The organism is Ruegeria sp. HKCCD6647-2, assembly GCF_057221075.1.
Map to the genome: position 1 here is coordinate 338,151 of NZ_JBWVBD010000002.1, position 21,433 is coordinate 359,583.

The following is a 21,433-nucleotide window of genomic DNA, read 5'->3' on the forward strand; positions in this document are numbered from 1 at the left end:
GGGATACGCCCGCAGAAAAAAAGGGTCAATCGGAAATTACCCGTGATCGTGCCGGGCGTTGCGCCAGAGCAGCAAAAAAGTGGCCAATAGCGCAATTAGAATCGGATTATCTCCAATTCGAGAATAAATCGTCGACGCCATAGCTTGCGGCAACTCCGCGTCGATATAGCCCGCCTGCCCCAACGGTAGGGCATCGGTAATCTGTCCCAACGGGTCAATCATCGCCGAAACGCCTGTGTTGGCCACGCGCACCATTGGCAACCCCTGCTCGATCGCGCGCATCTGCGCCTGCGCCAGATGTTGGTACGGACCGGACCGCGTACCGAACCACGCGTCGTTTGTGATCTGCAACAAAAAATCCGCGCGTTCCGGAGCCGCAAGAACATCCTGTGTGAATACGGCCTCGTAACAGATCAGCGGCAGGGCGGTGCCCAAATTACCCGCGTCCATCACTGCCGCCCCCGGCCCTGCACTGAACCCATTCCCGGTTGTCGTCGCCAGACCCGCAATGCCAAACCGCGCCATCAGATTGCCGAAGGGCACGTATTCGCCGAAGGGTGCCAGATGATGCTTGTCGTAGAGCCCCGCCTGACGTCCCTGATCGTCCAGATAGATCATCGAGTTGTAGATCCGCGCGCCGTTCGCCCGTTGAATTCCAAGGACAACCGGAGTGCCCTGTGCCGCCTCGGCTATGGCCGTCAAATAGGGCTGGGCGCTCCCCAACCAGGCTGGCACCGCTGTTTCGGGCCAGACGATCAAATCCGGTCGAGGCTCCGCTGCCGTAAATTCGATTTGTCGCGCGAAAAACAGTGGAGCATAATCCGGGTCCCATTTCTGATGCTGAGGCGCATTGGGCTGCACGAGCCGGACAACATGTTCGGACAGAGACACCTGGGGACGCGTGGCGGCATATCCCGTGGCCAGCACAGCGGTTCCAACCGAAATGACAAGGGGCACAGCCAAACCACGCAACGTTCGGCTTTCGGCCAAGGCCGCCCCGAATGGAAGGGTGGCGGCCAAGGTCAGAGCCCCCAACCCGTATGGCCCCATCAGCGACAACACCTGGACAACCGGCGTATTGACCCAGACTTGAGCGACTCCGGCCCAGGGAAACCCGGTCAATAGATATCCCCGGCCAATTTCTGCCAGAGACAAGCTTACAGTCAAATACAATGCCTGTTGCACAGGGTCCGATTCCGGCCTGCGTGCGACCCAAAACGCCAGCCCCCAAAAAAGGGCCAACCCACCGGCCAATAACACCAGTGCGAACGGTGCCATCCAGGCATGACGTTCAGCATCGACCTGAAAAGGTTCGATAATCCAGCTTAGCGCATTGGCGAAATATCCGGTGGCAAATGCCCACCCCAACCAGGCGGCTTGACGACGGGTTTCGCAGGACAGAAATAAGGGAGCGATCAGAACAAACGCCAGAAGCGTCGCGCCCCAATAGCCGAACGGCGCCAACCCAAACGCACCAAGCGCACCCAGCGACGCAGCCAATGCAAGCCTTAGCCAGAACGGCCAACCCTGCGCTGGGTTCATGTAACGGCGTCCGGCAGCATGACACGCAACCGCTTGATACGGCGCGGGTCGGCATCTAGCACTTCAAACTCGGGGCCCTCGGGGTGCAGCACAACCTCTCCCCGCGCCGGAACGCGCCCCGACAACATGAAGACCAACCCACCCAGAGTGTCGATTTCTTCTTCGTCCACATCTTCGTGATTGGTCAGCGAGCGGCCAATCTCGGCCTCGAAATCCTCCAACGGGACGCGGGCCTGAACAACATAACAGCCCGGCTTTTCCTGTACCCACAGTTGATCTTCGTCTGCGTCATGCTCATCCGCAATCTCGCCCACAACCTGTTCGATCAGGTCCTCGATCGTCAGCAACCCGTCGACGCCGCCATATTCATCAATCACCAGCGCCATGTGCCGGCGCTCGGTCTGCATCTTGGTCAGCAAAACCCCAATCGGCATCGATGGCGGTACGAACAACAAAGTGCGCAACATCGAACGCAGGTCAAACTCGGTCGACTCTCCGTTGAATCCATGGGTGAGGGCAAAATCCTTGAGATGGACAAATCCCAAAGGGGTATCCAGCGTTCCGTCATAAACCGGAATCCTGGACAAACCGCTGTCCCGAAACAAAGCCGCCAATTCGTCTTTGGTAATTGTCAACGGAACCGCAATGATCTCAGCCGTCGGGATCGCCACGTCCTCAACCCGCATTCGGCGCAGGTTGATCATGCCCCGGGATTGCGGGTTGGTCGCATTGTGCCCATTGACCGGGCTTGGCTCTTCGTCGCCTGGCGGAGAAAACGCATCAATGATGCGAGAGAAAAATCCGCTTTTTTCTTCTGTGTCTGTGCTGCTGTCCTGAGGTTGCGCGCGCTGCGCCGCCCTAGAACTGCCGTCTATATCGCCCATTACTCTGTTCCAGTTGATCGAGCCCAAATGGCCCACTCTAAGCATTATATGGGTCATCTATACCCATTTTGCCAAGTATCTCGACTTCTGCGGCCTCCATTAAAGTGGCGTCCGCGTCACGAATGTGATCATAACCCAGCAAATGCAACGTCCCATGAACGATCAGATGAGTAACATGATCATCCATGGATTTACCGGCTTCGGCGGCCTCTCGCGCGCAGGTATCGTAGGAAATCGCGATGTCGCCCAGCGCGATTTCACCCGTAAAATCGGGTTCTGCGGCCATGGGCATTTGGCCGGCTTCTTCTGGCGTCAGATCCTCTGCCGGCCAGCTTAGCACATTTGTCGGAACGGGTTTTTCGCGAAACTCGGCATTCAATGCGGCAATACGGGCGTCATCGCATCCCAGCACACTGACTTCGCAGCTCTCCGCATCCAGGCCGCAATGATCCAGGACGGCCCCGACGGCCGACCGCGCCAGCTTGGCCAATCCCTGCCAGCGGTCATCTTCAATGGTGATTTCAAGATTCATGACGTCAAATACCAAGGCCCCGCACGCGAGACCTCGGCAACTCAACCCGTTTCGCGACCCGCGTCGGCCTCATACGCTTCAATAATGGCGGCCACAAGCGGGTGCCGCACCACATCTTTCGATGTGAAGTAGTTGAAGCCAATATTCGGAATCGTCTTCAGCAAGCGTTCGGCGTCCTTCAGTCCCGATTGCACCCCGCGCGGCAAATCAACCTGAGACCTGTCACCAGTGATGACCATGCGGCTGCCTTCCCCCAGACGAGTGAGAAACATCTTCATCTGCATGGTTGTGGCATTCTGCGCTTCGTCCAGCACCACGAAGGCATTGGCCAGAGTGCGGCCGCGCATGAATGCCAGCGGCGCGATTTCGATCCGTTTTTCTTCGATCAGTTTGGCAAGCTGTTTACCCGGAAGAAAATCGTTCAATGCGTCATAGAGCGGCTGCATGTAAGGATCGACCTTGTCCTTCATGTCGCCGGGCAGATAGCCCAGCTTTTCACCGGCCTCGACGGCCGGGCGACTGAGGATGATGCGGTCCACATGGCCCCCAATGAACATCGAAACGCCGACGGCAACCGCCAGATAGGTCTTCCCGGTACCCGCCGGCCCGATACCAAAGGCCAGTTCATTCTGGAACAGCGATTGCACATAGGCCTTTTGCGCATCTGTTCGCGGTTCGACCAACTTTTTGCGGGTCTTGATTTCGACCGTGCCGCCCTTGAACATCTCCAGCTGATCGCCGTCACGGGTTCCTGTTCCAGCTTCAGAATTGCCCATCCGCAGCTCGCGGTCGACATCCGCGGCTTCCACGTCACGCCCACCTTCCAAACGGGTATAGAGTGCCTGCAGAACATCGACGGCCTGTTTCTGCGCCTCCTCGTCACCCAGCACGACAAGCTGATTGCCGCGCCGCACGATCTGGACCGTCAGTTTTTGCTCGATCTCTGCAAGGTTGCGATCATATTCGCCGCATAAATCAATCAACAATCGGTTGTCGGGGAATTCAACAAGCGCCTCACGCTGGGGCATGTCATCTTGCGGTGGGGTCAGGGCACCGATGGCCAATCCGTTCTCCTGTCTTGGCGGTTCACCCTGAGCGTGACAACAAATCCGGGTCGACGCAAGGCGCAGATTCAAATTTTCCAGCCCCGATGACAAATGCGCCAGACAGCCGGGTCAAATCCCTGCAGTTTCTGACAAGCAGGGCACCTGAACCAGAAGCGTTTAGAAAGCGTAATTCAACCCGAACCGGACCCCGCGAAAGCTGGGTGTTGATTTGGTCGAAAACCCCGACCCCAAATCCACGACCTTCGATTCGAACTGCATGTACTCGATTTCACCGGTGATCGACCAGCGTTCGGTCAGTTGATGCTCCGCACCCAAACTTGCCGAAAAGCCACTGCGCCGGTCCTGCTCCTGAAAACGCGTCACCGGGCCGCCAGCGGCCAAAGAACTCGACGTAGTGATATCGCCGGTGACATATCCAACAGTCGCAAAATAAAGAATGCTGCGGCTCTTGTTGCTCAGACCGCTGCGCAGCCGTACCGAAAAAATGTCGGAAATAGATGACTGCGCCGTAACAGTCGTGATCCCGATTTGCGTCGATGCACTGTCGTCCAGGGTTCCGAAATCATACCCGATCTCCAAACCGTATACATAGTCCCGCCCGCCCCGCGCGGGCAGAATACCCCGCCAACCTCCACGGACGCCGCCATAACTTCCTGACGGTTCCAGATTGCCGATTGGAAACAAACCGCCCGAGGTTCTGAGGCCAAACTGGTCCTCTCCGCCAGACCCATAGCCGCCACTCAAACCCAGATAAAAGGCGCTGACATCACGTGAAAGTTCCAGCGGAGCAATGACATCCGGTTCGGTCACATCACCGATTACATCACCGGCCAGCGTCGGGGCGGCACTGAAGGCGGCGATCACCATTGCGCTGAACAACCGGGACGCACCAAATCCCCTGAAACACGTCCTACTCACTACTCGCGCCCTCCTTCACACGGATCCCAACATTAAGATCCGGGCAGATTTCTCATAGTACCCAAAAGACCTGCATGAAAAATCTGGCTATTCTCGGAACATAGTTCCAAGCCATAAATCAAGGGTTAATTTCCTGATATTTCGTCAGTTATGACGTTCAGGCACCCGTTCAGATTACTTCGCCAGCCAGCGAGTTCGCACCCGACCCTGTGATTTTGACCGCTCGCAGATCCCCGGCGCCGATTTCCGCGTTTGTGACGTGAACTGCGTGAAGATACTCGGATTTTCCGACCATCTGATCGGAAAGGCGACCGGGTTTTTCGAACAAAACTTTCACGGTCCGACCAACCATCGAGTCCTGGATCTCCCGCTGGTGGCGCGTAATCACGGCCTGCAGACGCTGTAGACGCTCGTCGGCCACTTCCGCTTCGACCTGTGGCCGTTCTGCCGCAGGCGTTCCCGGCCTGGTTGAGTACTTGAAGGAATAGGCGTACCCGTATTTGACTTCTTCCACCAAATCCAGCGTGGCCTGAAAATCCTCATCCGACTCTTCCGGGAAACCGACAATAAAGTCACCAGACATGAGAATATCCGGCCGTGCCGCGCGGATGCGTTCGATCAGGCGCAGATAGCTTTCGGCGGTGTGGCTGCGGTTCATCCGCTTAAGTATCTTGTCCGAGCCTGACTGAACCGGCAGGTGCAGGTAGGGCATCAGCTTGTCACAGGTGCCGTGCGCCTCGATCAGATCATCGGTCATGTCGTTGGGATGTGATGTGGTAAAGCGGAGGCGTTCCAGCCCATCCACTTTGTTCAGTTCCCATATCAAACCGGCCAGTGACATATCTCCGTCAGCGCCAGCGCCATGATAGGCATTGACGTTCTGCCCCAGCAGCGTGATCTCGCGCACACCCCGTTCAACCAGATCCCGGGCCTCGCGCAGAATGCGGTCCGCCGGACGACTGACCTCGGCGCCGCGTGTATAGGGCACCACACAGAAGGCGCAGAACTTGTCGCAGCCTTCCTGCACCGTCAGAAATGCGGTCGGCCCACGTTTGGCCTTGGGGCGGTTCTTGAGCTTTTCGAATTTGTCCTCTTCTGGGAAATCCGTATCCAGCGCCTTTTCGCCTTCGCGCGTCTTTGCTTCCATCTCGGGCAAACGGTGATAGCTTTGCGGGCCTACCACCAGGTCGACCAGCGGTTGGCGGCGCATGATCTCTTCGCCCTCGGCCTGCGCAACACAGCCTGCAACGCCAATTTTCAGATCCGGCTTTTCCGCTTTCAGCCCTTTGAAGCGCCCCAGCTCAGAGTAAACCTTTTCGGCGGCCTTTTCCCGGATATGGCAGGTGTTCAGCAGGATCATGTCCGCGTCATCCGCAGACTTGGTCTCGACATAGCCCTGACCACCCAACGCCTCGGCCATACGCTCGCTGTCATAGACATTCATCTGACAGCCATAGGTCTTGATAAACAGCTTTTTCGGTTCGGACATGGTGCGGGCCTTTGCAGTCGCTGGATCGGCGTCATCTATATGCTTCGAACGCCGCTTGCAATGGCGGCGCAATTACCCGAATTTGGCCGGTAATTCCAGCAAGGCGGAACTGAAACAGGCAATGCACTACGAATCCCCCGAGCATTTTCTGAAAACAGGCCAGACGGTCCTGGCAAAGGGGCCTGTGGCCCTGATCTTTGCCGAAGACGACGTTGAACTGAACGGTACACTGCGCCATCACCTCGAACTTGGGTTCAAGTCTGTGATTGCTTTCATGCCGAGGGAGTTCCACCTGGAACCGGACATCACAGACACAGTTCACCGCGTTACCTTGACCTGTGCGCCCCGAACCGTTGTGTTCGATACGATCAATCGGATCATTCAGGCGGCACCGGGGCTATGGATGTATTACTGCTATAACGCCGAGTACCTGTTCTTTCCCTTTTGTGAGACACGCACTGTCGGCGAGATGCTTGCCTTTCATACAGAGGAACGGCGCAGCGCGATGCTGGCGCATGTCGTCGACCTTTATGCCGATGATCTTGCCGCCGCACCCAACGGGGTTGCCCCCGACCGGGCCATGCTGGACAGCAAAGGCTATTACGCACACACCCGCCATGACGCTGCGGGGCAACCGTTGGAGCGGCAATTGGATATGTCCGGTGGCTTGCGTTGGCGGTTCGAGGACCACATCCCGTATGAACGCCGCCGCATCGACCGCATCGCCCTGTTCAAGGCGAAGAAAGGCCTGACTCTGCTGCCGGATCACACCTTCAACGACGCAGAATTCAACACTTATTCCTGCCCGTGGCATCACAATATGACGGCGGCGATCTGCTCGTTCCGCGCGGCCAAAGCTCTGAAAACAAACGCCGGCTCAACCTTCGACATTCCCAGCTTTCGCTGGCGCAATTCGATCGAATTTCAGTGGTCTTCACGCCAATTGCTTGACCTTGGCCTGATGGAGCCTGGGCAGTGGTTTTGACCGCAGCTCCCCTTTAGCCTCGCAAGGTCAGCCGAGCCAGCGGCCGTGATCCTGTCAACGTTTTAAAAGCACCGGGAACCAGTCTTCGCGCAAACGCTGACCCGGCGTCATGTCATGGCCAGGAAATGGGGGCGAAGTCCGTCCCGGACGTTCGACATATCGCGCATCGTCTCCGACCAGACGCAGCGAAAATGCCCGGCGCCGGCTGTCGGACTGATTGCCACGCGCCCCATGCAGCGTGCGATAGTTGAAAGCCACCGCATCTCCGGGCTCCATCTCGAATTCGACCACTTTCATGCCCTCGGCATCCGGTTCAGGCACGGGGATGTATTGGCCTTCATCCGGAAAGTAACCCTCCTCCGAAACCCAACGCGTGGGCAAAACTTCTTTTTCCCAACGATGTGAGCCGGCGACACAGCGCAATGTTGCCTGTTTCACCGGGTCCAGCGGCGACCAGAAGCTGATCGTCTGCTGGCCTTCGACGAAATAATACGGTCCGTCCTGATGCCACGGCGTTGACATCGAGGTTCCCGGTTCCTTGACCAACACGTGATCATGGAACATCTGAACCGTCTGCGACTGCATCAGATCTGCGGCCACTTCGGCGGCAGGAGACGTTTCAATCACCTCACGAAACTGCGGAATGCGCGTCCAGTTGCAGTAGTCATCGAAGAAGCGACCAGTTTCACCTTCCTTCTGGTTCTCGGACGCATACGGGCCGGGCTCTGCCATATTTGCCGCAACCCCGTCCCGCAGAGTGTCCACGTGATCAACAAACAGGCCCTTGATCAGGACCACACCGTCATCCTGATAGGTGTCGATCATCTCTTGGGTCACGAGGGGATGGGGCATGTCAGTCTCCATGGAAAAGCTGACTGATCTGCGCATGAAAAGTACGTCTGTTCAAATCATATCTTTCAAAGTAAGCATTAACTTCATATTATATATTTCCCTGCGCCAGTATGAGTACGTTTGCGCGATTGGCCAGTTTGGCAGCCTGTCCGCAGCGGCCCAGGCTCTGAACGTGTCACAACCTGCTTTGTCGAACGCTCTGACCCGTGTCGAAGCACACTTGGGGTATCAGCTTTTTGTCCGCCGTCGTGGCGCTGCGATGGTATTGACGCCACAAGGGCGTGTTTTCGTCGAAGAGGCCGAAGCGCTCTTGCAAGGTGCGGCTCGGCTGGAAGGATCAGAACAACTTCGCACAGGTTCAAACCGCCTGAGACTGGGGTGCTTCGTGGATCTGGCACCTTTCGTACTGGCCCCTGCTCTGCATCTGTTACGCCACCACCTTCCGGATGCCGAGGTAAGCAGTATCGTTGATGGGTTCGAAGGGCTTATCAACGGGCTCGTTGACGGACAGATCGATCTGGCAATCACTTATGATCTTGGGATGGATGCAGGTTTTACACGTGACAAGCTTTTTGAAAGTACTCCGCACGCGCTAATGGCACCGGATCATCCACTGGCAGCGGCCGAGGACATCACACTCGAAGACCTTGAACGTTACCCTCTGATTCTGTCTCAGGAGGGGTTGTCGGCCCAACATGTTTTGGGGTTGTTCAGACGCAACGGCTTGCATCCGACCGTTGCACATCGCGCGGCTTCGCTGGAAATACAACGGAGCCTGGCAGCTCATGGCGAGGGGATTGGCATCAGCTATGCGAATCCACCCGGCAACTTCAGCTACGACCGCATGCGGCTAACCAGTGTTCCAATCAGCAATTCGGATGCTACAGAATCCGCAGTTCTGGCATTGCACGGCACCGGCCCGGCCGGCACGGTTGTTACCAGTGCCCGAAAAGCGTTGAAAAATGGCCTGAGAAAGCTTTGACTACTGCTTCTTACGCAGACGGATTACCACATCCACCGATGCAATCTCGACGCCTTCCGGCGCCTCGGGCAGGCGTTGGATCACCAACTGCTCCGACGGCGCATCGCTCAACCGGCTTTCGTCTTCCCAGAAGAAATGTGGGTGGTCATGGGTGTTGGTGTCGAAATAGCTTTTTGAGCCATCTACGGTAATTTCCTGCAACACACCGGCCTCACAGAACGCCCGCAATGTGTTGTAGACCGTTGCCAGCGAAACGGCGTCACCGTTGCGCTTTGCGGACTCGAAAAGGCTTTCTGCCGTCACGTGGCGATGGCGCCCGTCACCGACAAGCAACTCTGCCAACGCAACGCGCTGACGCGTCGGCCGCAATCCAGCGTCGACCAGCCAGTTTGTCGCGATTTCTCGGCTCTGAGGTGTCATGAATCCGATACCTGTTGTTGCTGACTGTATATATAGGTGCGCTCGGCCTGCAATTTCAAATGAAATTCATTCGCAAAGAATATCGTAGGCACAACAAGATGTGGCGTGGCGCTCTTGCAGGACCTTGCCTACGGGTGATAGACGAGGCCAGATATGACGAACGGACCCCTGGCAGGAGAGGCGGCAGAATGGCCCAATTCCCGAGCAGTTTTGACAAGGACGATCTGCTGAAATGCGCCCGTGGCGAATTATTCGGCCCGGGCAACGCGCAGTTGCCTGCTCCGCCCATGCTGATGATGGACCGGATCACCGATATTTCGGGTGATGGCGGAGCGCATGGCAAAGGTCATGTAATCGCTGAGTTTGATGTGACGCCGGACCTTTGGTTTTTTGACTGCCACTTTCCCGGCAACCCGATCATGCCCGGCTGTCTGGGGCTGGACGGTTTGTGGCAGTTGACCGGCTTCAACCTGGGCTGGCGTGGCTGGCAGGGTCGCGGAATGGCCGTCGGTGTCGGTGAGGTCAAGCTGACCGGCATGGTGCGCCCGGACCGCAAGATGCTGACCTACAGAATCGATTTCAAAAAGGCGATTCAGACCCGCCGCCTGACCATGGGTGTGGCGGATGGTATCGTCGAAGCGGACGGCGAAATGATTTACGACGTCAAAGACATGAAAGTCGTTCTGTCCGAAGCCTGAGCCTGACCGGCCCGAAATGAAGGAGCACGCACATGCGTCGAGTAGTTGTCACCGGGTTGGGGGTCGTCTCCTCCATCGGGAACAATGCCGAAGAGGTTCTGGCCTCACTCAAAGCCGGCAAATCCGGGATCGAGGCCAATGAGCAGATGGTCGAACATGGCTTCCGCAGCCAGATCGCCGGATCGCTCAAGATCGACGTGACCGAGCATGTGGACAAGCGCACCCTGCGTTTCATGGGCCCCGGCGCAGCATATGCCCATATTGCCATGAACCAGGCGATTGCGGATGCAGGTCTGACCGAAGAACAAGTCGTCAACCCGCGCACTGGGCTTGTGGCCGGATCCGGTGGCCCGTCGACCAGCGCGATGCTGACCGCGCACCAGACCGTACTGAAAACCGGCGCAACAAAGCGCATCGGCCCGTTCGCGGTTCCGAAATGCATGTGCTCGACGATCTCGGCGAACCTCGCGACAGCGTTCAAGATCAAGGGCATCAACTATTCGATCACGTCGGCTTGCTCGACCTCGCTGCACTGTATCGGCAATGCGGCCGAACAGATCATGCTGGGCAAGCAGGACGTGATGTTTGCCGGCGGCGGAGAGGAACTGGACTGGACCCTGTCCTGCCTGTTCGACGCGATGGGTGCGATGTCGTCGAAATACAACGATACGCCCGAAAAAGCCTCGCGCGCGTTTGACGAAAACCGCGACGGATTTGTGATCTCCGGCGGTGGCGGGATCGTTGTGCTCGAGGATCTGGACCACGCGCTGGCTCGTGGCGCCAAGATCTATGCCGAGGTCACCGGATATGCCGCCACCTCGGACGGCCATGATATGGTCGCCCCGTCCGGCGAGGGCGGTGAACGCGCGATGCGCCTGGCCCTGTCGACCCTGCCCGAAGGGCGCAAGGTCGGGTACATCAACGCCCACGGCACCTCGACCCCGGTCGGCGATGTGGGTGAGGTTGAGGCCGTCCGCCGCATCTTTGGCGAAGGCAATGTGCCACCGATTTCTTCTACAAAATCAATGACAGGCCACGCACAGGGCGCGGCCGGTGCGCTTGAGGCGATTTTCTGCCTGCTGATGTTGCACCATGACTTCATTACTCCGTCGATCAACGTCGACACACTTGCCGAAGGCATCCTGCCCGGTGAAATTGCTACTCAAGTAGTTGAAAACGCAGGACTGGACAGCGTGATGACCAATAGCTTCGGCTTTGGTGGCACCAACGGATCCATGGTTCTGTCAAAGTATAACGGGTGAATGTGATGTCGGAACTTCTAAAGGGTAAACGCGGCCTGATCATGGGCGTGGCCAATGACCGCTCGATTGCGTGGGGCATTGCCAAGGCTATGCACGAGGCAGGCGCCGAACTTGCATTCACTTATCAGGGCGAAGCCTTCGGCAAACGGCTTGAGCCGCTGGCTCAAAGCCTTGGCAGCGACTTCATGGTCGATGCGGATGTAACTGACGACGAGTCCCTGGACCGCGCATTTGGTGAACTGGCTGCACGCTGGCCAACCATCGACTTTGTGGTTCACGCCATCGCCTATTCGGACAAATCCGAATTGACGGGCCGGTTCCTGAACACCACAAGGGCCAATTTCAAACACTCGCTGGACGTATCCGCCTATTCCTTTATCGAAGTCGCGCGCCGCGCCTATCCGTTGATGAAGGATACTGGAGGCACACTGCTGACCCTGACCTATCAGGGCTCGAACAAGGTTGTTCCGAACTACAACGTGATGGGCGTCGCCAAGGCCGCGCTGGAATCGGCCACACGTTATCTGGCCAACGATCTGGGCCCCGAAGGCATCCGCGTGAACGCGATCTCTCCCGGTCCTATGAAGACGCTGGCCGGGGCCGCCATCGGCGGAGCACGCAAAACCTACAAGTTCTGCGACCAGAATGCACCCATGCGTTCAAATGCGACGCTTGAAGCTGTGGGCGGCACTGCTGTCTATCTGGCGTCGGATGCTGGCGCCTATACTTCGGGTGAGATTATTCGTGTGGATGGCGGGTACCACATATTGGGCATGCCACAACCCGAATCCATGTGACCATAACTTTCCCTGCCAACGCCCAGATTTAACCATCTTTGGGCGGCAGGGATTGGATCATGAGCAAAGTTGACCACATCCTAGCCAGTAACGGCCGCGTTCCGCACGCGACTAAGACACCCGGGATTCGCGGTGGGCGCGCTCGCGCGCTGCTGGTCACCCTGATCGCCCTGCTGACCGCGTTTGTATTTTTCACGCAGCCAGAGGTCGTTGGGGCGATCGAAGCGTTGATTGGCTAGGTATCGATCTTTGAGCGGTCCGCTCAGTTGATCGAAACGATTTCGAAATCGAACACCAGGTCCTGTCCGGCCAGCGGATGGTTTGCATCCAGCATCACAGTGGCCTCGTCTGCTTCGACCACGGTAACAGGCACGGCCTGCCCCTGCGGCGTCTGCATCTGCAACTGAGTACCGGGCTCCAGCGGGATATCGTCAGGAATACCCTCGCGCGGAATTTCTTGTCGCATCCCGGGATTGATCGGGCCATAGGCATCAACGCAGGCAATCTCGACACGCTTTTTCTCACCGATTTCCATACCGGGTAGCGCGGCATCCAGACCGGGGATGATCTGTCCCGAGCCGACCACGAACTCCAGCGGGTCGCGTCCTTCGGAACTGTCGAACACTTTACCGTCCAGCAACGTTCCTGTGTAGTGGATGCGAACGGTGTCGCCTTGTTTGATAGCGGTCATGGTGGCCTCCGGCCTCAAGGGGAATGAACCGCGCAGCCTAGGGTTTCAAACAGTATTGTAAACCCTAGGCCCTTTAACCCACGCAGTGGTTATGCTTACCTGCGCCCGATCAGGGGAGGAGCAGATGGCAATCACCACTTGTGTATTCGACGCCTATGGTACGTTGTTCGACGTGGCGGCTGCCGCGCGTCAGGCTGCGGCTGAGCCCGGCTTTGAGGCCCTGCTGAACAAATGGCCCGAGTTGGCCAACCACTGGCGCCTGAAACAGCTGCAATATACCTGGTTACGTGCCGTCGCTGACGCCCATGCCGATTTCTGGGACGTCACGCAAGACGGCCTGGATTGGGCGTTGGAGGCAACCGGCCTTCAAGGTGACGCCGCCCTGCGTCAGAGGTTGCTGGACCTGTATTGGCAGCTACAGGCGTATCCCGAAGTACCTGCGATGCTGGCTGCTCTCAAGGCCGGAGGGAAGCAGACCGCCATCCTCTCCAATGGCTCCCCGCCGATGCTGGATGGTGCGGTGCAATCCGCCGGGATCGGCAGCGTGCTTGACGATGTATTGTCGGTCGAAAGCGTCGGTATCTTCAAACCGCACGCGCGGGTCTACGATCTGGTTCAACAGAGGTTTGGTTGCGCCCGTGATGAAGTCCTGTTCGTCAGCTCGAACGGATGGGACGCAGCCGGGGCCAGCGGGTATGGATTTGTCACCGCGTGGGTAAATCGGGCGAAAGAGCCGATGGATCGCCTGCCCTGGACGCCCGCCCATGTGCTTTCGGATCTGACAACAATTCCTGAACTGGCTGGGCTGTAATGGCATTTTTCACCACGACCGACGGAAAGCGCATTCACTATGAGGACGCGGGTACCGGGTTACCGGTTTTGTGTCTGGCCGGTTTGACCCGAACAGGTCGCGACTTTGGTTATTTGGCACCGCATATGTCTGACATGCGGATGATCACGATGGATTATCGCGGGCGTGGTCAGTCTGACTTTGATCCGGATTTCATGAATTACAACATCTTCCGCGAATCCCATGATGCTATCGAATTGCTCGATCACCTGAGCCTGAACAAAGTCAGCGTTCTGGGAACATCCCGCGGCGGCCTGATCGCTATGGCGCTAGCCGCCAGCCACCCTGAACGGTTGGCGCGGGTCATTCTCAATGATGTCGGACCGGTGATCGAACCCTCAGGAATCGCCCAGATCATGGACTACGTCGGCAAGCAACCGACCGCAAAGTCTTATGACGAAGCCGCGCAGGCACTAAAACTGTCGATGGAAACGCGCTTTCCCGGTGTTCCGTTGGAAAGATGGCGCCAGCAGGCCGAAGTGCAATATTCCGTGACCGAAGCGGGGCTTGCGCTGCGATATGACCCGGCCCTGCGTACCGCCTTGATCGAGCAGTCCGCAACAGGCGCTGTCCCAGATCTGTGGTTGTTTTTCGAAGCATTGCGCGACATTCCGACCGGTGTGATCCGGGGCGCAAACTCAGACGTTCTGGGGGCGGAGACCCTGACGGAAATGCATAACCGGCATCCTGGCCTGATCTCGGCCGAGGTGCCGGATCGCGGCCATGTTCCATTTCTGGACGAGCCTGAGTCACTTGATCTGATACGCAAGGTATTGAGCAAACCATGAGTACGTTGGAAATGATTGAGGCCGCTGCCTTGCGGCTGCAAGGGCACGTGCGCGAAACGCCGATTCTGACATCGCCCTTTCTGGACGAAATCGCAGGCCGCCGGGTTCTGGTAAAACCGGAATGCCTGCAACACACCGGCAGCTTCAAGTTTCGCGGCGCGTGGTCAGCCATTTCGGCGCTGGATGAGACTGCCCGCAAACGCGGGGTCATCGCCTATTCGTCGGGCAACCATGCCCAAGGTGTTGCCTATGCCGCCTCGTTGCATGGTGTGTCGTCGGTCATTGTCATGCCCTCGGACGCGCCACAGTTGAAAATCGAAAACACCCGCGCATTGGGGGCCGAAGTGGTGCTGTATGACCGCGCCAACGAAAGCCGGGAAGAGATCGGCGAAGCCTTGGCGGATCAGCGGGGCCTGACCCTGATCCGCCCGTATGACGAACCGCAGGTCATTGCCGGGCAAGGCACCGCAGGGCTTGAACTGGCACGGCAGGTGCAAGAGTCGGGTGTGACAGAGGCGGATGTTCTGATCTGTTGCGGGGGCGGCGGTTTGACCTCGGGCATTGCACTGGCATTGGAAGGTCACGCCCCGGGTTTACGTCCTCGTCCATGTGAGCCGGAAGGGTTCGATGACGTCAAACGCTCGCTGGCTGCCGGACGCATTCAAAACAACAATGCCGCGTCAGGAAACATTTGCGACGCGATTTTGACGCCACAACCGGGTGAAATCACGTTTCCCATCCTGAAACGTCTTTGCGGGCCAGGATTTTCCGTGTCTGAACAAGAGGCTCTGCGAGCCATGGCGCTGGCTTTTCTGCGGCTGAAGATCGTGTTGGAACCAGGCGGCGCTGTTTCTCTGGCGTCGGCCCTGTTTCGCAAGAACGACATCGAAGGCGACGCTGTGATCGTCGTGGCCTCGGGCGGCAACGTGGACCCGCGGATTTTTGCGCAAGCGTTGGAATTCCTGACCTGACAATCAGATGCAACAGGTGCAAACTTCGGCAACAGAAATTCGCTCAGCAAGCTGAACTCACGGGGACCATAACCATGCAATTCGCCGACCTCGGAGACGTGGGTCTACACTATCGAATCGACGGCGAGGAAGATGGCGCGCCTCTGGTGTTTGCCAACTCGCTGGGAACCGACTTGCGCCTGTGGGATCCGGTGTTGCCGTTTTTGCCCAAAGGTCTGCGCATCATTCGCTTTGACAAACGCGGACACGGATTGTCGTCTCAACCTCCTGGCCCATACTCCATGGGAAGCCTGGTCCGGGACACCGAAAGGCTGCTGGATCATCTTCAGGTCAAGGACTGCGTTTTTGTCGGCCTGTCCATCGGCGGCATGATCGCGCAGGGCTTGGCCGTTAAGCGCCTGGATCAGATCCGTGCATTGGTGTTGTCCAACACGGCGGCCAAGATCGGCACGCCCGCGATCTGGGACGAACGTATTGCGGCAGCACGCGCGGGCGGTGTCGAAGCTTTGGCGGATGCCACCATGGAGCGCTGGTTTTCGAAGTCCTTCCAAGCAAGCGCCCGGATGACCCTCTGGCGCAATATGATGGTCCGGCAACCACTGGAAGGGTTTTTAGGCTGCTGCGCCGCGGTATCGGGCACCGATTTCTACACGCCCACCAGCGGATTGCGCCTGCCGACGCTGGGAATTGCCGGCAGCGAAGACGGCTCGACCCCTCCTGATCTGGTGCGTGAAACGGTTGATCTGATCCCGGGCTCTCGGTTTGAACTGATCCGAAAAGCCGGACATCTGCCCTGTGTCGAGCGACCCACAGAATACGCGGCCTTGCTCACAGAATTTCTGACTGAGATTGGGCACATTTGAGGAAGAAAAGTCATGGCGGATTTCTTGTTGGTCCACGGCTCGTGCCACGGTGCGTGGTGCTGGCGCGATCTGGCTCCTGAACTAAGGGCGCTGGGCCACACTGCCCGTGCCATCGACTTGCCAAGCCACGGTTCCGATCCAACGCCGATTGCCGACGTCACACTGGACCTGTGCCGCGACACTGTTCTGGCCGCCTCGACACCGGACACGATCATATATGGCCATTCCTGGGGCGGTTATCCGATCAGCGCTGCGGCCGAAGCAGATCCGGGCGCCATGCGCGGGTTGATCTACCAAAGCGCCTATGTGCCCCAATCCGGGCTGTCCATGGTCGAGATGCGCAAACGCGCGCCCCGTCAACTGATAGTCGACGCGGTCGAGAAATCTGCAGACGGACTGTCCTACAGTGTGCTCCCCGACCGGGTTCAGAGCCTGTTTTATCACGATTGCCCTTCGGAGGTCGTGACCTATGCCCTGGCTCGCATGTGCCCACAGGCAATCCGGCCGCAGAACACGCCTTTGGTTACCGGTGACAACTTTGACAAGGTGCCAAAAGCCTACATCCGCTCTACTGACGACAGAACAGTTCCAACGGAATATCAGGCGCAGATGAGCCAATGCGCCGACCCGGATCAGCGATTGACCATAGACAGTTCACATTCGCCCTTTTTCTCTCATCCCGGGCAATTGGCTGAACTGATCGACCGGGTTGCAAGACGGATGTGACGGTGCGTTTGACCAACAGTACATCTCTTTTCACGGCGCATTACCGGGGCTAGGGTCCGGCTACGAACCAGCTTTGGATTCCCATGCGCCTGCCATTTCTATTCGTTCTTGGAACCGTGATGATCGACGCGATGGGCATCGGTCTGGTCCTGCCCATCATGCCGCAACTGATCGTGGATGTGCAGGGCGGCACGCTGGCCAGCGCGGCCATATGGGGTGGTGTTCTCAGTACAGCCTTTGCCACCATGCAATTTCTGTTCGGACCGGTTCTTGGCAACCTCTCGGATGCCTACGGGCGCAGAACGGTATTGCTTGTGTCGCTGTTTGTCATGGCTCTGGACTATGTGGTGATGGCCATTGCAGGAAGCATCTGGTTGTTGCTGGCCGGCCGCATTGTCGGAGGCATAACTGCCGCCACGCACTCCACGGCGGCGGCATTCATGGCCGATGTCTCGAAACCTCACGAAAAGGCCGCGAATTTCGGTCTGTTGGGCGCGGCTTTCGGGCTTGGGTTTGTTCTGGGGCCTTTGATGGGCGGGTTATTGGGTGAATTTGGAACGCGTGCACCCTTTTGGGCCGCCGCGGGCCTCTCGGCCTTCGGGTTTCTGGTCGGTTTGCTGGTGATGCCGGAAACTGTCACGGACAAGAACAGACGACCCTTTCGTTGGAGACGGGCGAATCCGGCCGGAGCGCTGAAGGCTGTTGCTGCCCTGCCAGGCATTAGACCGCTTCTGTGGGTCTATTTCCTGTATTCCGTTTCGATTTACGTCTACCCGGCGATCTGGTCCTATTTCACGCTCGAACGTTTTGGGTGGTCTCCGCAGATGATCGGGCTGTCCTTGGCCGTTTATGGGCTCGGCATGGCTGCGGTTCAAGGCGGGTTGATCCGGCCGGCGACGCGGCATCTGGGGGAAAGGGTGACGATCATCTGGGGCATGGGGTTCGAGATCGTCAGTTTTGTCCTTTTGGCCTTTCTTACAAACGGCTTCATTGCCCTGATGCTGATACCCGTGACTGCCCTGGGCGCAGTTGTTACGCCAGCACTGCAGGCGATGATGTCCAAGGCAACTCCGGATTCGCAACAAGGCGAGTTGCAGGGCGTGCTGGCTGCGCTGCACGCATTGTCGATGATAGTCTCGCCGCTGATGATGACCTACGTCTTTGCAAAATTTGCCGAACCGGGTGCTTTGATCTACCTGCCGGGCGCGCCATTCCTGCTGGCGCTTGTCCTGATGCTCTTTGGACTCATGCTGTTCCTGCGCCCCGCGCGGGCTGTAGCGTAAAACGACATGGTCGTGACGGAAACCGTCTTGCAGGTCGCCGCGCGAAAGGTCACCGTGGCCAGAACTGGAAACGGGGACAGATATGCAATCCATCAAAGCAGCCGTTTGCCGCGCGTTCGGCGAACCCTTGGTCATCGAAGAAATCCAGATCGCCCCGCCCGGCTTGGGTGAGGTCGAAGTTACTCTGGATGCGGTGGCAATCTGCCACTCGGACATTACTTATGCCAGCGGTGCCTGGGGCGGGTTTCTGCCCGCCGTCTATGGGCACGAGGCCGCAGGAGTCATCACAGCGCTGGGTGACAATGCCGGTGATTTCAGGATCGGCGATTCCGTTGTCGTCACACTGATCCGGGCGTGTGGGTCCTGCCCCTCCTGCGCGGGCGGTAAACCCACCATTTGCGAAACGCCCCATGACACAGTCAAAGGTCCGTTGCGCACGGCAGACGGTGGACCACTGGAGCAGGCAATGGCTTGCGGTGCCTTTGCAGAAAAGGTCGTGGTCAGTCATCGTCAGATCGTAAAGATACCCGAGACCATGCCCAAGGACGTGGCGAGCCTTCTGTCTTGTGGGGTCATCACCGGTGTCGGCGCGGCCGTAAACGCCGCCGGGTTGCGCGCGGGTCAGGATGTGGTTGTGATCGGCGCTGGAGGCGTTGGGCTGAACGCCATTCAAGGCGCGCGCATTGCCGGTGCGCGCCGCATCGTAGCGGTGGACATGACCGAAGAGAAACTTGAAATCGCCCGCGAATTTGGCGCCACGGATGGTGTGCTGGCCAGCCGCAAAGAACCATGGAAAGCTGCCTACAAAGCCATGGGAGGCCGAGGCGCGGACGCGGTTCTGATCACCGTGGGGGCAATTCCAGCCTATGATCAGGCACCACGTTATCTGGGTCGGGGCGGCAAAGCGATTATGATCGGAATGCCGCATTCGGGTGATCAGTCCACCTATGAGCCCGTTATTCTGGCCGCATTGGGGCAAGGTCTGATCGGCTCAAAAATGGGTGACGTGGTCATCCAGCGCGATATCCCGTGGATGATTGACCTCTACGAACAAGGACGGTTGAAACTGGACGAGTTGATCTCGGGCCGCTGGACCCTGTCGCAGATCAACGAAGCGATTGAGGACACCAAGACCGGTTCAGCCAAACGCAACGTGATCATGTTCGACTAGGGCCAAGTCGCGGCGAAAGGACATCAGATGAAACTGCAGGATCTTGATATCATCGTCACCGCCCCACCCGCGCCGGGCTGGGGTGGGCGCTATTGGATATTGGTCAAAGTGACAACCGACACCGGGATCACGGGTTGGGGCGAATGCTATGCTTCGTCTGTTGGTCCGGAAGCCATGCGCCATGTGATCCGCGATGTCTTTGACCGGCATATGGCCGGCGAAAACCCCGAAAACATTGAACTGATGTTCCGCCGCGCCTATTCGAGCGGCTTTACCCAACGCCCGGACCTGACGGTGATGGGCGCGTTTTCGGGGCTGGAGATTGCGTGCTGGGACATACTGGGAAAGGATCGCGACAGGCCGGTCTACGCACTGCTCGGCGGGCTGGTGAATGATCGCATCCGCGCCTACACATATCTTTATCCCCTTCCCCGGCATAATCTGACCGACTTCTGGACATCACCGGACCAGGCCGCCGAATGCGCGGCCGAAATGGTCAGACAAGGGTTTACGGCAGTGAAATTCGATCCGGCCGGGCCCTACACGATCCGGGGTGGGCATATGCCTGCGATGTCCGATATCTCGATGTCGGTCGCGTTCTGCAAAGCAATCCGCGAGGCGGTTGGCGACAGGGCCGACCTGCTGTTCGGCACTCATGGCCAGTTCAACACTGCCGGCGCAATTCGTCTGGGTCAGGCGTTGGAGCCCTACTCTCCGCTGTGGTTCGAAGAACCCACACCTCCGGACATGATCGAGGATATGGCCCGCGTCGCGCGCAATGTCCGCATACCGGTGGCGACCGGAGAGCGCATGACAACCAAAGCCGAGTTCGGGGCCGTTCTTCGCGCGGGGGCTGCGGAAATCCTGCAGCCTGCCTTGGGTCGCGCGGGTGGCATCTGGGAAATGAAGAAGGTTGCAGCCATCGCCGAAGTGTTCAACGCCCAGATGGCGCCGCATCTTTATGCCGGTCCTGTAGAATGGGCCGCCAATGTCCATCTTGCGGCCTCGATTCCGAACCTGTTGTTGCTGGAAACCATCGAAACCCCGTTCCATGCCCAACTGATCAAAGGATCAATCAATGTGCAGGACGGCTTTGTGCCTGCACCCTCGGCGCCGGGTTTGGGCATTGAAATCGATGAAGATCTGGCCCGCGCGCACCCGTATGCCGGCGACGGGTTGCACCTTCAGATGCAGGAAGATCCTTGCGATTACGTCAACGGTAACGCTTTTCAAGGCGGGGCTCCGGCGCGGGAGGGGTGACAAAGCTCAAGGAAATACGGCATATTGCATCAACCACTCATTGCAATCCGGTTCTTGCGTGACTGTTCAAAACACCACTTCGTCTCATCTTCCGCCGAAGAACCCGGCCGATATGGAAGAAAGCGCGGCTTTGGCGGCGGCCTTCCTCAAAGCCCTTGCCCATCAGGGCCGCCTTATGATTCTGTGCCATCTGAGCATGGGTGAACGCTCTGTCGGCGAGTTGGAGGCCTTGTTGGACATGCGACAGGCGGCAGTCAGCCAGATGCTGGCACGCCTGCGGGAAGAGGGGTTGGTGAAGAACCGCCGCGAAGGCAAGACCATCTACTATGCCCTGCACGACGGGAAGACTGCCCAGGTTATCGAACTGCTGTACGACCTGTTCTGCAAACCGACCGACTGACG

24 protein-coding genes are annotated in these 21,433 nt (G+C 58.1%); 15 read left to right on the plus strand and 9 right to left on the minus strand.

Features of this window, described 5'->3' with window-relative positions:
- Positions 1-36: 36 nt before the first annotated feature.
- The 6 genes from lnt to miaB all read right to left on the minus strand — a co-directional run bounded on the left by lnt (position 37) and on the right by miaB (position 6,432).
- Positions 37-1,542 carry an apolipoprotein N-acyltransferase gene (gene lnt, locus AC2TDJ_RS07715; protein WP_480840875.1) on the minus strand — a complete coding sequence of 502 codons (1,506 nt, stop codon included), beginning with the start codon at positions 1,540-1,542 and terminating at the stop codon, positions 37-39.
- The gene (locus AC2TDJ_RS07720) at positions 1,539-2,426 is read right to left on the minus strand and encodes a hemolysin family protein (protein ID WP_480841435.1); all 888 of its coding nucleotides are present in this window, start codon (positions 2,424-2,426) and stop codon (positions 1,539-1,541) included. The genes lnt and AC2TDJ_RS07720 overlap by 4 nt, the downstream gene beginning before the upstream one ends.
- 37 nt (positions 2,427-2,463) lie before the next feature.
- Positions 2,464-2,958 carry an rRNA maturation RNase YbeY gene (gene ybeY / locus AC2TDJ_RS07725; RefSeq protein WP_480840877.1) on the minus strand — a complete coding sequence of 165 codons (495 nt, stop codon included), beginning with the start codon at positions 2,956-2,958 and terminating at the stop codon, positions 2,464-2,466.
- A 41-nt stretch (positions 2,959-2,999) separates the two neighbouring features.
- Entirely contained in the window at positions 3,000-4,022 is a 1,023-nt protein-coding gene (locus AC2TDJ_RS07730; RefSeq protein ID WP_480840879.1) for a PhoH family protein, read from the minus strand.
- Positions 4,023-4,181: 159 nt separating this feature from the next.
- A complete protein-coding gene (locus AC2TDJ_RS07735) occupies positions 4,182-4,943 on the minus strand; it encodes an outer membrane protein (RefSeq protein ID WP_480840881.1) in 762 nt (253 codons plus the stop codon).
- 169 nt (positions 4,944-5,112) lie between these two features.
- A complete protein-coding gene (miaB, locus tag AC2TDJ_RS07740) occupies positions 5,113-6,432 on the minus strand; it encodes a tRNA (N6-isopentenyl adenosine(37)-C2)-methylthiotransferase MiaB (RefSeq protein ID WP_480840883.1) in 1,320 nt (439 codons plus the stop codon).
- A gap of 121 nt (positions 6,433-6,553) precedes the next feature.
- On the opposite strand from miaB, the gene AC2TDJ_RS07745 reads away from it, so the two are divergent.
- Complete coding sequence (locus tag AC2TDJ_RS07745; protein ID WP_480840885.1) at positions 6,554-7,417, plus strand: hypothetical protein; 864 nt, start codon at positions 6,554-6,556, stop codon at positions 7,415-7,417.
- A 54-nt stretch (positions 7,418-7,471) separates the two neighbouring features.
- Here AC2TDJ_RS07745 and AC2TDJ_RS07750 read toward each other — a convergent pair whose 3' ends face one another.
- Positions 7,472-8,269 carry a phytanoyl-CoA dioxygenase family protein gene (locus AC2TDJ_RS07750; protein ID WP_480840887.1) on the minus strand — a complete coding sequence of 266 codons (798 nt, stop codon included), beginning with the start codon at positions 8,267-8,269 and terminating at the stop codon, positions 7,472-7,474.
- Here AC2TDJ_RS07750 and AC2TDJ_RS07755 point away from each other — a divergent pair.
- Entirely contained in the window at positions 8,268-9,251 is a 984-nt protein-coding gene (locus tag AC2TDJ_RS07755) for a LysR family transcriptional regulator (RefSeq protein ID WP_480840889.1), read from the plus strand. The genes AC2TDJ_RS07750 and AC2TDJ_RS07755 overlap by 2 nt on opposite strands.
- On the opposite strand, the gene irrA is transcribed toward AC2TDJ_RS07755, so the two are convergent.
- The gene (gene irrA, locus AC2TDJ_RS07760; RefSeq protein ID WP_480840891.1) at positions 9,252-9,671 is read right to left on the minus strand and encodes an iron response transcriptional regulator IrrA; all 420 of its coding nucleotides are present in this window, start codon (positions 9,669-9,671) and stop codon (positions 9,252-9,254) included.
- A gap of 188 nt (positions 9,672-9,859) precedes the next feature.
- Between irrA and fabA the strand changes: the two genes are divergently transcribed.
- Genes fabA through AC2TDJ_RS07780 form a run of 4 tightly spaced genes read left to right on the plus strand, consistent with a single transcriptional unit; the run spans position 9,860 to position 12,667 of the window.
- Entirely contained in the window at positions 9,860-10,369 is a 510-nt protein-coding gene (fabA, locus tag AC2TDJ_RS07765) for a bifunctional 3-hydroxydecanoyl-ACP dehydratase/trans-2-decenoyl-ACP isomerase (protein ID WP_480840893.1), read from the plus strand.
- 32 nt (positions 10,370-10,401) lie between these two features.
- Positions 10,402-11,631: a beta-ketoacyl-ACP synthase I gene (gene fabB / locus AC2TDJ_RS07770; RefSeq protein ID WP_480840895.1), complete on the plus strand. Its 1,230-nt coding sequence runs from the start codon at positions 10,402-10,404 to the stop codon at positions 11,629-11,631.
- 5 nt (positions 11,632-11,636) lie between these two features.
- Complete coding sequence (locus tag AC2TDJ_RS07775; protein ID WP_480840896.1) at positions 11,637-12,428, plus strand: enoyl-ACP reductase FabI; 792 nt, start codon at positions 11,637-11,639, stop codon at positions 12,426-12,428.
- Positions 12,429-12,487: 59 nt separating this feature from the next.
- Entirely contained in the window at positions 12,488-12,667 is a 180-nt protein-coding gene (locus AC2TDJ_RS07780; protein WP_480840898.1) for a hypothetical protein, read from the plus strand.
- Between the two features lie 23 nt (positions 12,668-12,690).
- Here the strand turns inward: AC2TDJ_RS07780 and AC2TDJ_RS07785 are convergent, their stop codons facing one another.
- Positions 12,691-13,119: an FKBP-type peptidyl-prolyl cis-trans isomerase gene (locus AC2TDJ_RS07785; protein ID WP_480840899.1), complete on the minus strand. Its 429-nt coding sequence runs from the start codon at positions 13,117-13,119 to the stop codon at positions 12,691-12,693.
- A gap of 124 nt (positions 13,120-13,243) precedes the next feature.
- On the opposite strand from AC2TDJ_RS07785, the gene AC2TDJ_RS07790 reads away from it, so the two are divergent.
- The 9 genes from AC2TDJ_RS07790 (at position 13,244) to AC2TDJ_RS07830 (ending at position 21,431) form a co-directional block, all read left to right on the plus strand.
- Positions 13,244-13,930 carry a haloacid dehalogenase type II gene (locus AC2TDJ_RS07790; protein ID WP_480840901.1) on the plus strand — a complete coding sequence of 229 codons (687 nt, stop codon included), beginning with the start codon at positions 13,244-13,246 and terminating at the stop codon, positions 13,928-13,930.
- The gene (locus AC2TDJ_RS07795) at positions 13,930-14,757 is read left to right on the plus strand and encodes an alpha/beta fold hydrolase (RefSeq protein WP_480840903.1); all 828 of its coding nucleotides are present in this window, start codon (positions 13,930-13,932) and stop codon (positions 14,755-14,757) included. Before AC2TDJ_RS07790 ends, AC2TDJ_RS07795 begins: the two co-directional genes overlap by 1 nt.
- A complete protein-coding gene (locus AC2TDJ_RS07800; RefSeq protein ID WP_480840905.1) occupies positions 14,754-15,728 on the plus strand; it encodes a threonine ammonia-lyase in 975 nt (324 codons plus the stop codon). The genes AC2TDJ_RS07795 and AC2TDJ_RS07800 overlap by 4 nt, the downstream gene beginning before the upstream one ends.
- A gap of 74 nt (positions 15,729-15,802) precedes the next feature.
- The gene (gene pcaD, locus AC2TDJ_RS07805; RefSeq protein ID WP_480840907.1) at positions 15,803-16,591 is read left to right on the plus strand and encodes a 3-oxoadipate enol-lactonase; all 789 of its coding nucleotides are present in this window, start codon (positions 15,803-15,805) and stop codon (positions 16,589-16,591) included.
- A 12-nt stretch (positions 16,592-16,603) separates the two neighbouring features.
- Positions 16,604-17,317, plus strand: a complete 714-nt coding sequence (locus AC2TDJ_RS07810) for an alpha/beta fold hydrolase (protein WP_480840909.1) — start codon at positions 16,604-16,606, stop codon at positions 17,315-17,317.
- A gap of 83 nt (positions 17,318-17,400) precedes the next feature.
- A complete protein-coding gene (locus AC2TDJ_RS07815; RefSeq protein ID WP_480840911.1) occupies positions 17,401-18,600 on the plus strand; it encodes a TCR/Tet family MFS transporter in 1,200 nt (399 codons plus the stop codon).
- Between the two features lie 82 nt (positions 18,601-18,682).
- Positions 18,683-19,771 carry a Zn-dependent alcohol dehydrogenase gene (locus tag AC2TDJ_RS07820; RefSeq protein ID WP_480840913.1) on the plus strand — a complete coding sequence of 363 codons (1,089 nt, stop codon included), beginning with the start codon at positions 18,683-18,685 and terminating at the stop codon, positions 19,769-19,771.
- 27 nt (positions 19,772-19,798) lie between these two features.
- Positions 19,799-21,031, plus strand: coding sequence for a mandelate racemase/muconate lactonizing enzyme family protein (locus tag AC2TDJ_RS07825; RefSeq protein ID WP_480840915.1), 1,233 nt, complete (start codon positions 19,799-19,801; stop codon positions 21,029-21,031).
- A gap of 112 nt (positions 21,032-21,143) precedes the next feature.
- Complete coding sequence (locus AC2TDJ_RS07830; RefSeq protein WP_480841437.1) at positions 21,144-21,431, plus strand: ArsR/SmtB family transcription factor; 288 nt, start codon at positions 21,144-21,146, stop codon at positions 21,429-21,431.
- The last annotated feature ends 2 nt before the right edge of the window (positions 21,432-21,433 follow it).

Bases quoted from the DNA above. Each gene is read 5' to 3' on its own strand.
- lnt (WP_480840875.1), bottom strand. From the start codon at position 1,542: ATGAACCCAGCGCAGGGTTGGCCGTTCTGGCTAAGGCTTGCATTGGCT.
- AC2TDJ_RS07720 (WP_480841435.1), bottom strand. From the start codon at position 2,426: ATGGGCGATATAGACGGCAGTTCTAGGGCGGCGCAGCGCGCGCAACCT.
- ybeY (WP_480840877.1), bottom strand. From the start codon at position 2,958: ATGAATCTTGAAATCACCATTGAAGATGACCGCTGGCAGGGATTGGCC.
- miaB (WP_480840883.1), bottom strand. From the start codon at position 6,432: ATGTCCGAACCGAAAAAGCTGTTTATCAAGACCTATGGCTGTCAGATG.
- AC2TDJ_RS07745 (WP_480840885.1), top strand. From the start codon at position 6,554: ATGCACTACGAATCCCCCGAGCATTTTCTGAAAACAGGCCAGACGGTC.
- AC2TDJ_RS07755 (WP_480840889.1), top strand. From the start codon at position 8,268: ATGTCAGTCTCCATGGAAAAGCTGACTGATCTGCGCATGAAAAGTACG.
- AC2TDJ_RS07750 (WP_480840887.1), bottom strand. From the start codon at position 8,269: ATGCCCCATCCCCTCGTGACCCAAGAGATGATCGACACCTATCAGGAT.
- irrA (WP_480840891.1), bottom strand. From the start codon at position 9,671: ATGACACCTCAGAGCCGAGAAATCGCGACAAACTGGCTGGTCGACGCT.
- fabA (WP_480840893.1), top strand. From the start codon at position 9,860: ATGGCCCAATTCCCGAGCAGTTTTGACAAGGACGATCTGCTGAAATGC.
- fabB (WP_480840895.1), top strand. From the start codon at position 10,402: ATGCGTCGAGTAGTTGTCACCGGGTTGGGGGTCGTCTCCTCCATCGGG.
- AC2TDJ_RS07775 (WP_480840896.1), top strand. From the start codon at position 11,637: ATGTCGGAACTTCTAAAGGGTAAACGCGGCCTGATCATGGGCGTGGCC.
- AC2TDJ_RS07780 (WP_480840898.1), top strand. From the start codon at position 12,488: ATGAGCAAAGTTGACCACATCCTAGCCAGTAACGGCCGCGTTCCGCAC.
- AC2TDJ_RS07785 (WP_480840899.1), bottom strand. From the start codon at position 13,119: ATGACCGCTATCAAACAAGGCGACACCGTTCGCATCCACTACACAGGA.
- AC2TDJ_RS07790 (WP_480840901.1), top strand. From the start codon at position 13,244: ATGGCAATCACCACTTGTGTATTCGACGCCTATGGTACGTTGTTCGAC.
- AC2TDJ_RS07795 (WP_480840903.1), top strand. From the start codon at position 13,930: ATGGCATTTTTCACCACGACCGACGGAAAGCGCATTCACTATGAGGAC.
- AC2TDJ_RS07800 (WP_480840905.1), top strand. From the start codon at position 14,754: ATGAGTACGTTGGAAATGATTGAGGCCGCTGCCTTGCGGCTGCAAGGG.
- pcaD (WP_480840907.1), top strand. From the start codon at position 15,803: ATGCAATTCGCCGACCTCGGAGACGTGGGTCTACACTATCGAATCGAC.
- AC2TDJ_RS07810 (WP_480840909.1), top strand. From the start codon at position 16,604: ATGGCGGATTTCTTGTTGGTCCACGGCTCGTGCCACGGTGCGTGGTGC.
- AC2TDJ_RS07815 (WP_480840911.1), top strand. From the start codon at position 17,401: ATGCGCCTGCCATTTCTATTCGTTCTTGGAACCGTGATGATCGACGCG.
- AC2TDJ_RS07820 (WP_480840913.1), top strand. From the start codon at position 18,683: ATGCAATCCATCAAAGCAGCCGTTTGCCGCGCGTTCGGCGAACCCTTG.
- AC2TDJ_RS07825 (WP_480840915.1), top strand. From the start codon at position 19,799: ATGAAACTGCAGGATCTTGATATCATCGTCACCGCCCCACCCGCGCCG.
- AC2TDJ_RS07830 (WP_480841437.1), top strand. From the start codon at position 21,144: ATGGAAGAAAGCGCGGCTTTGGCGGCGGCCTTCCTCAAAGCCCTTGCC.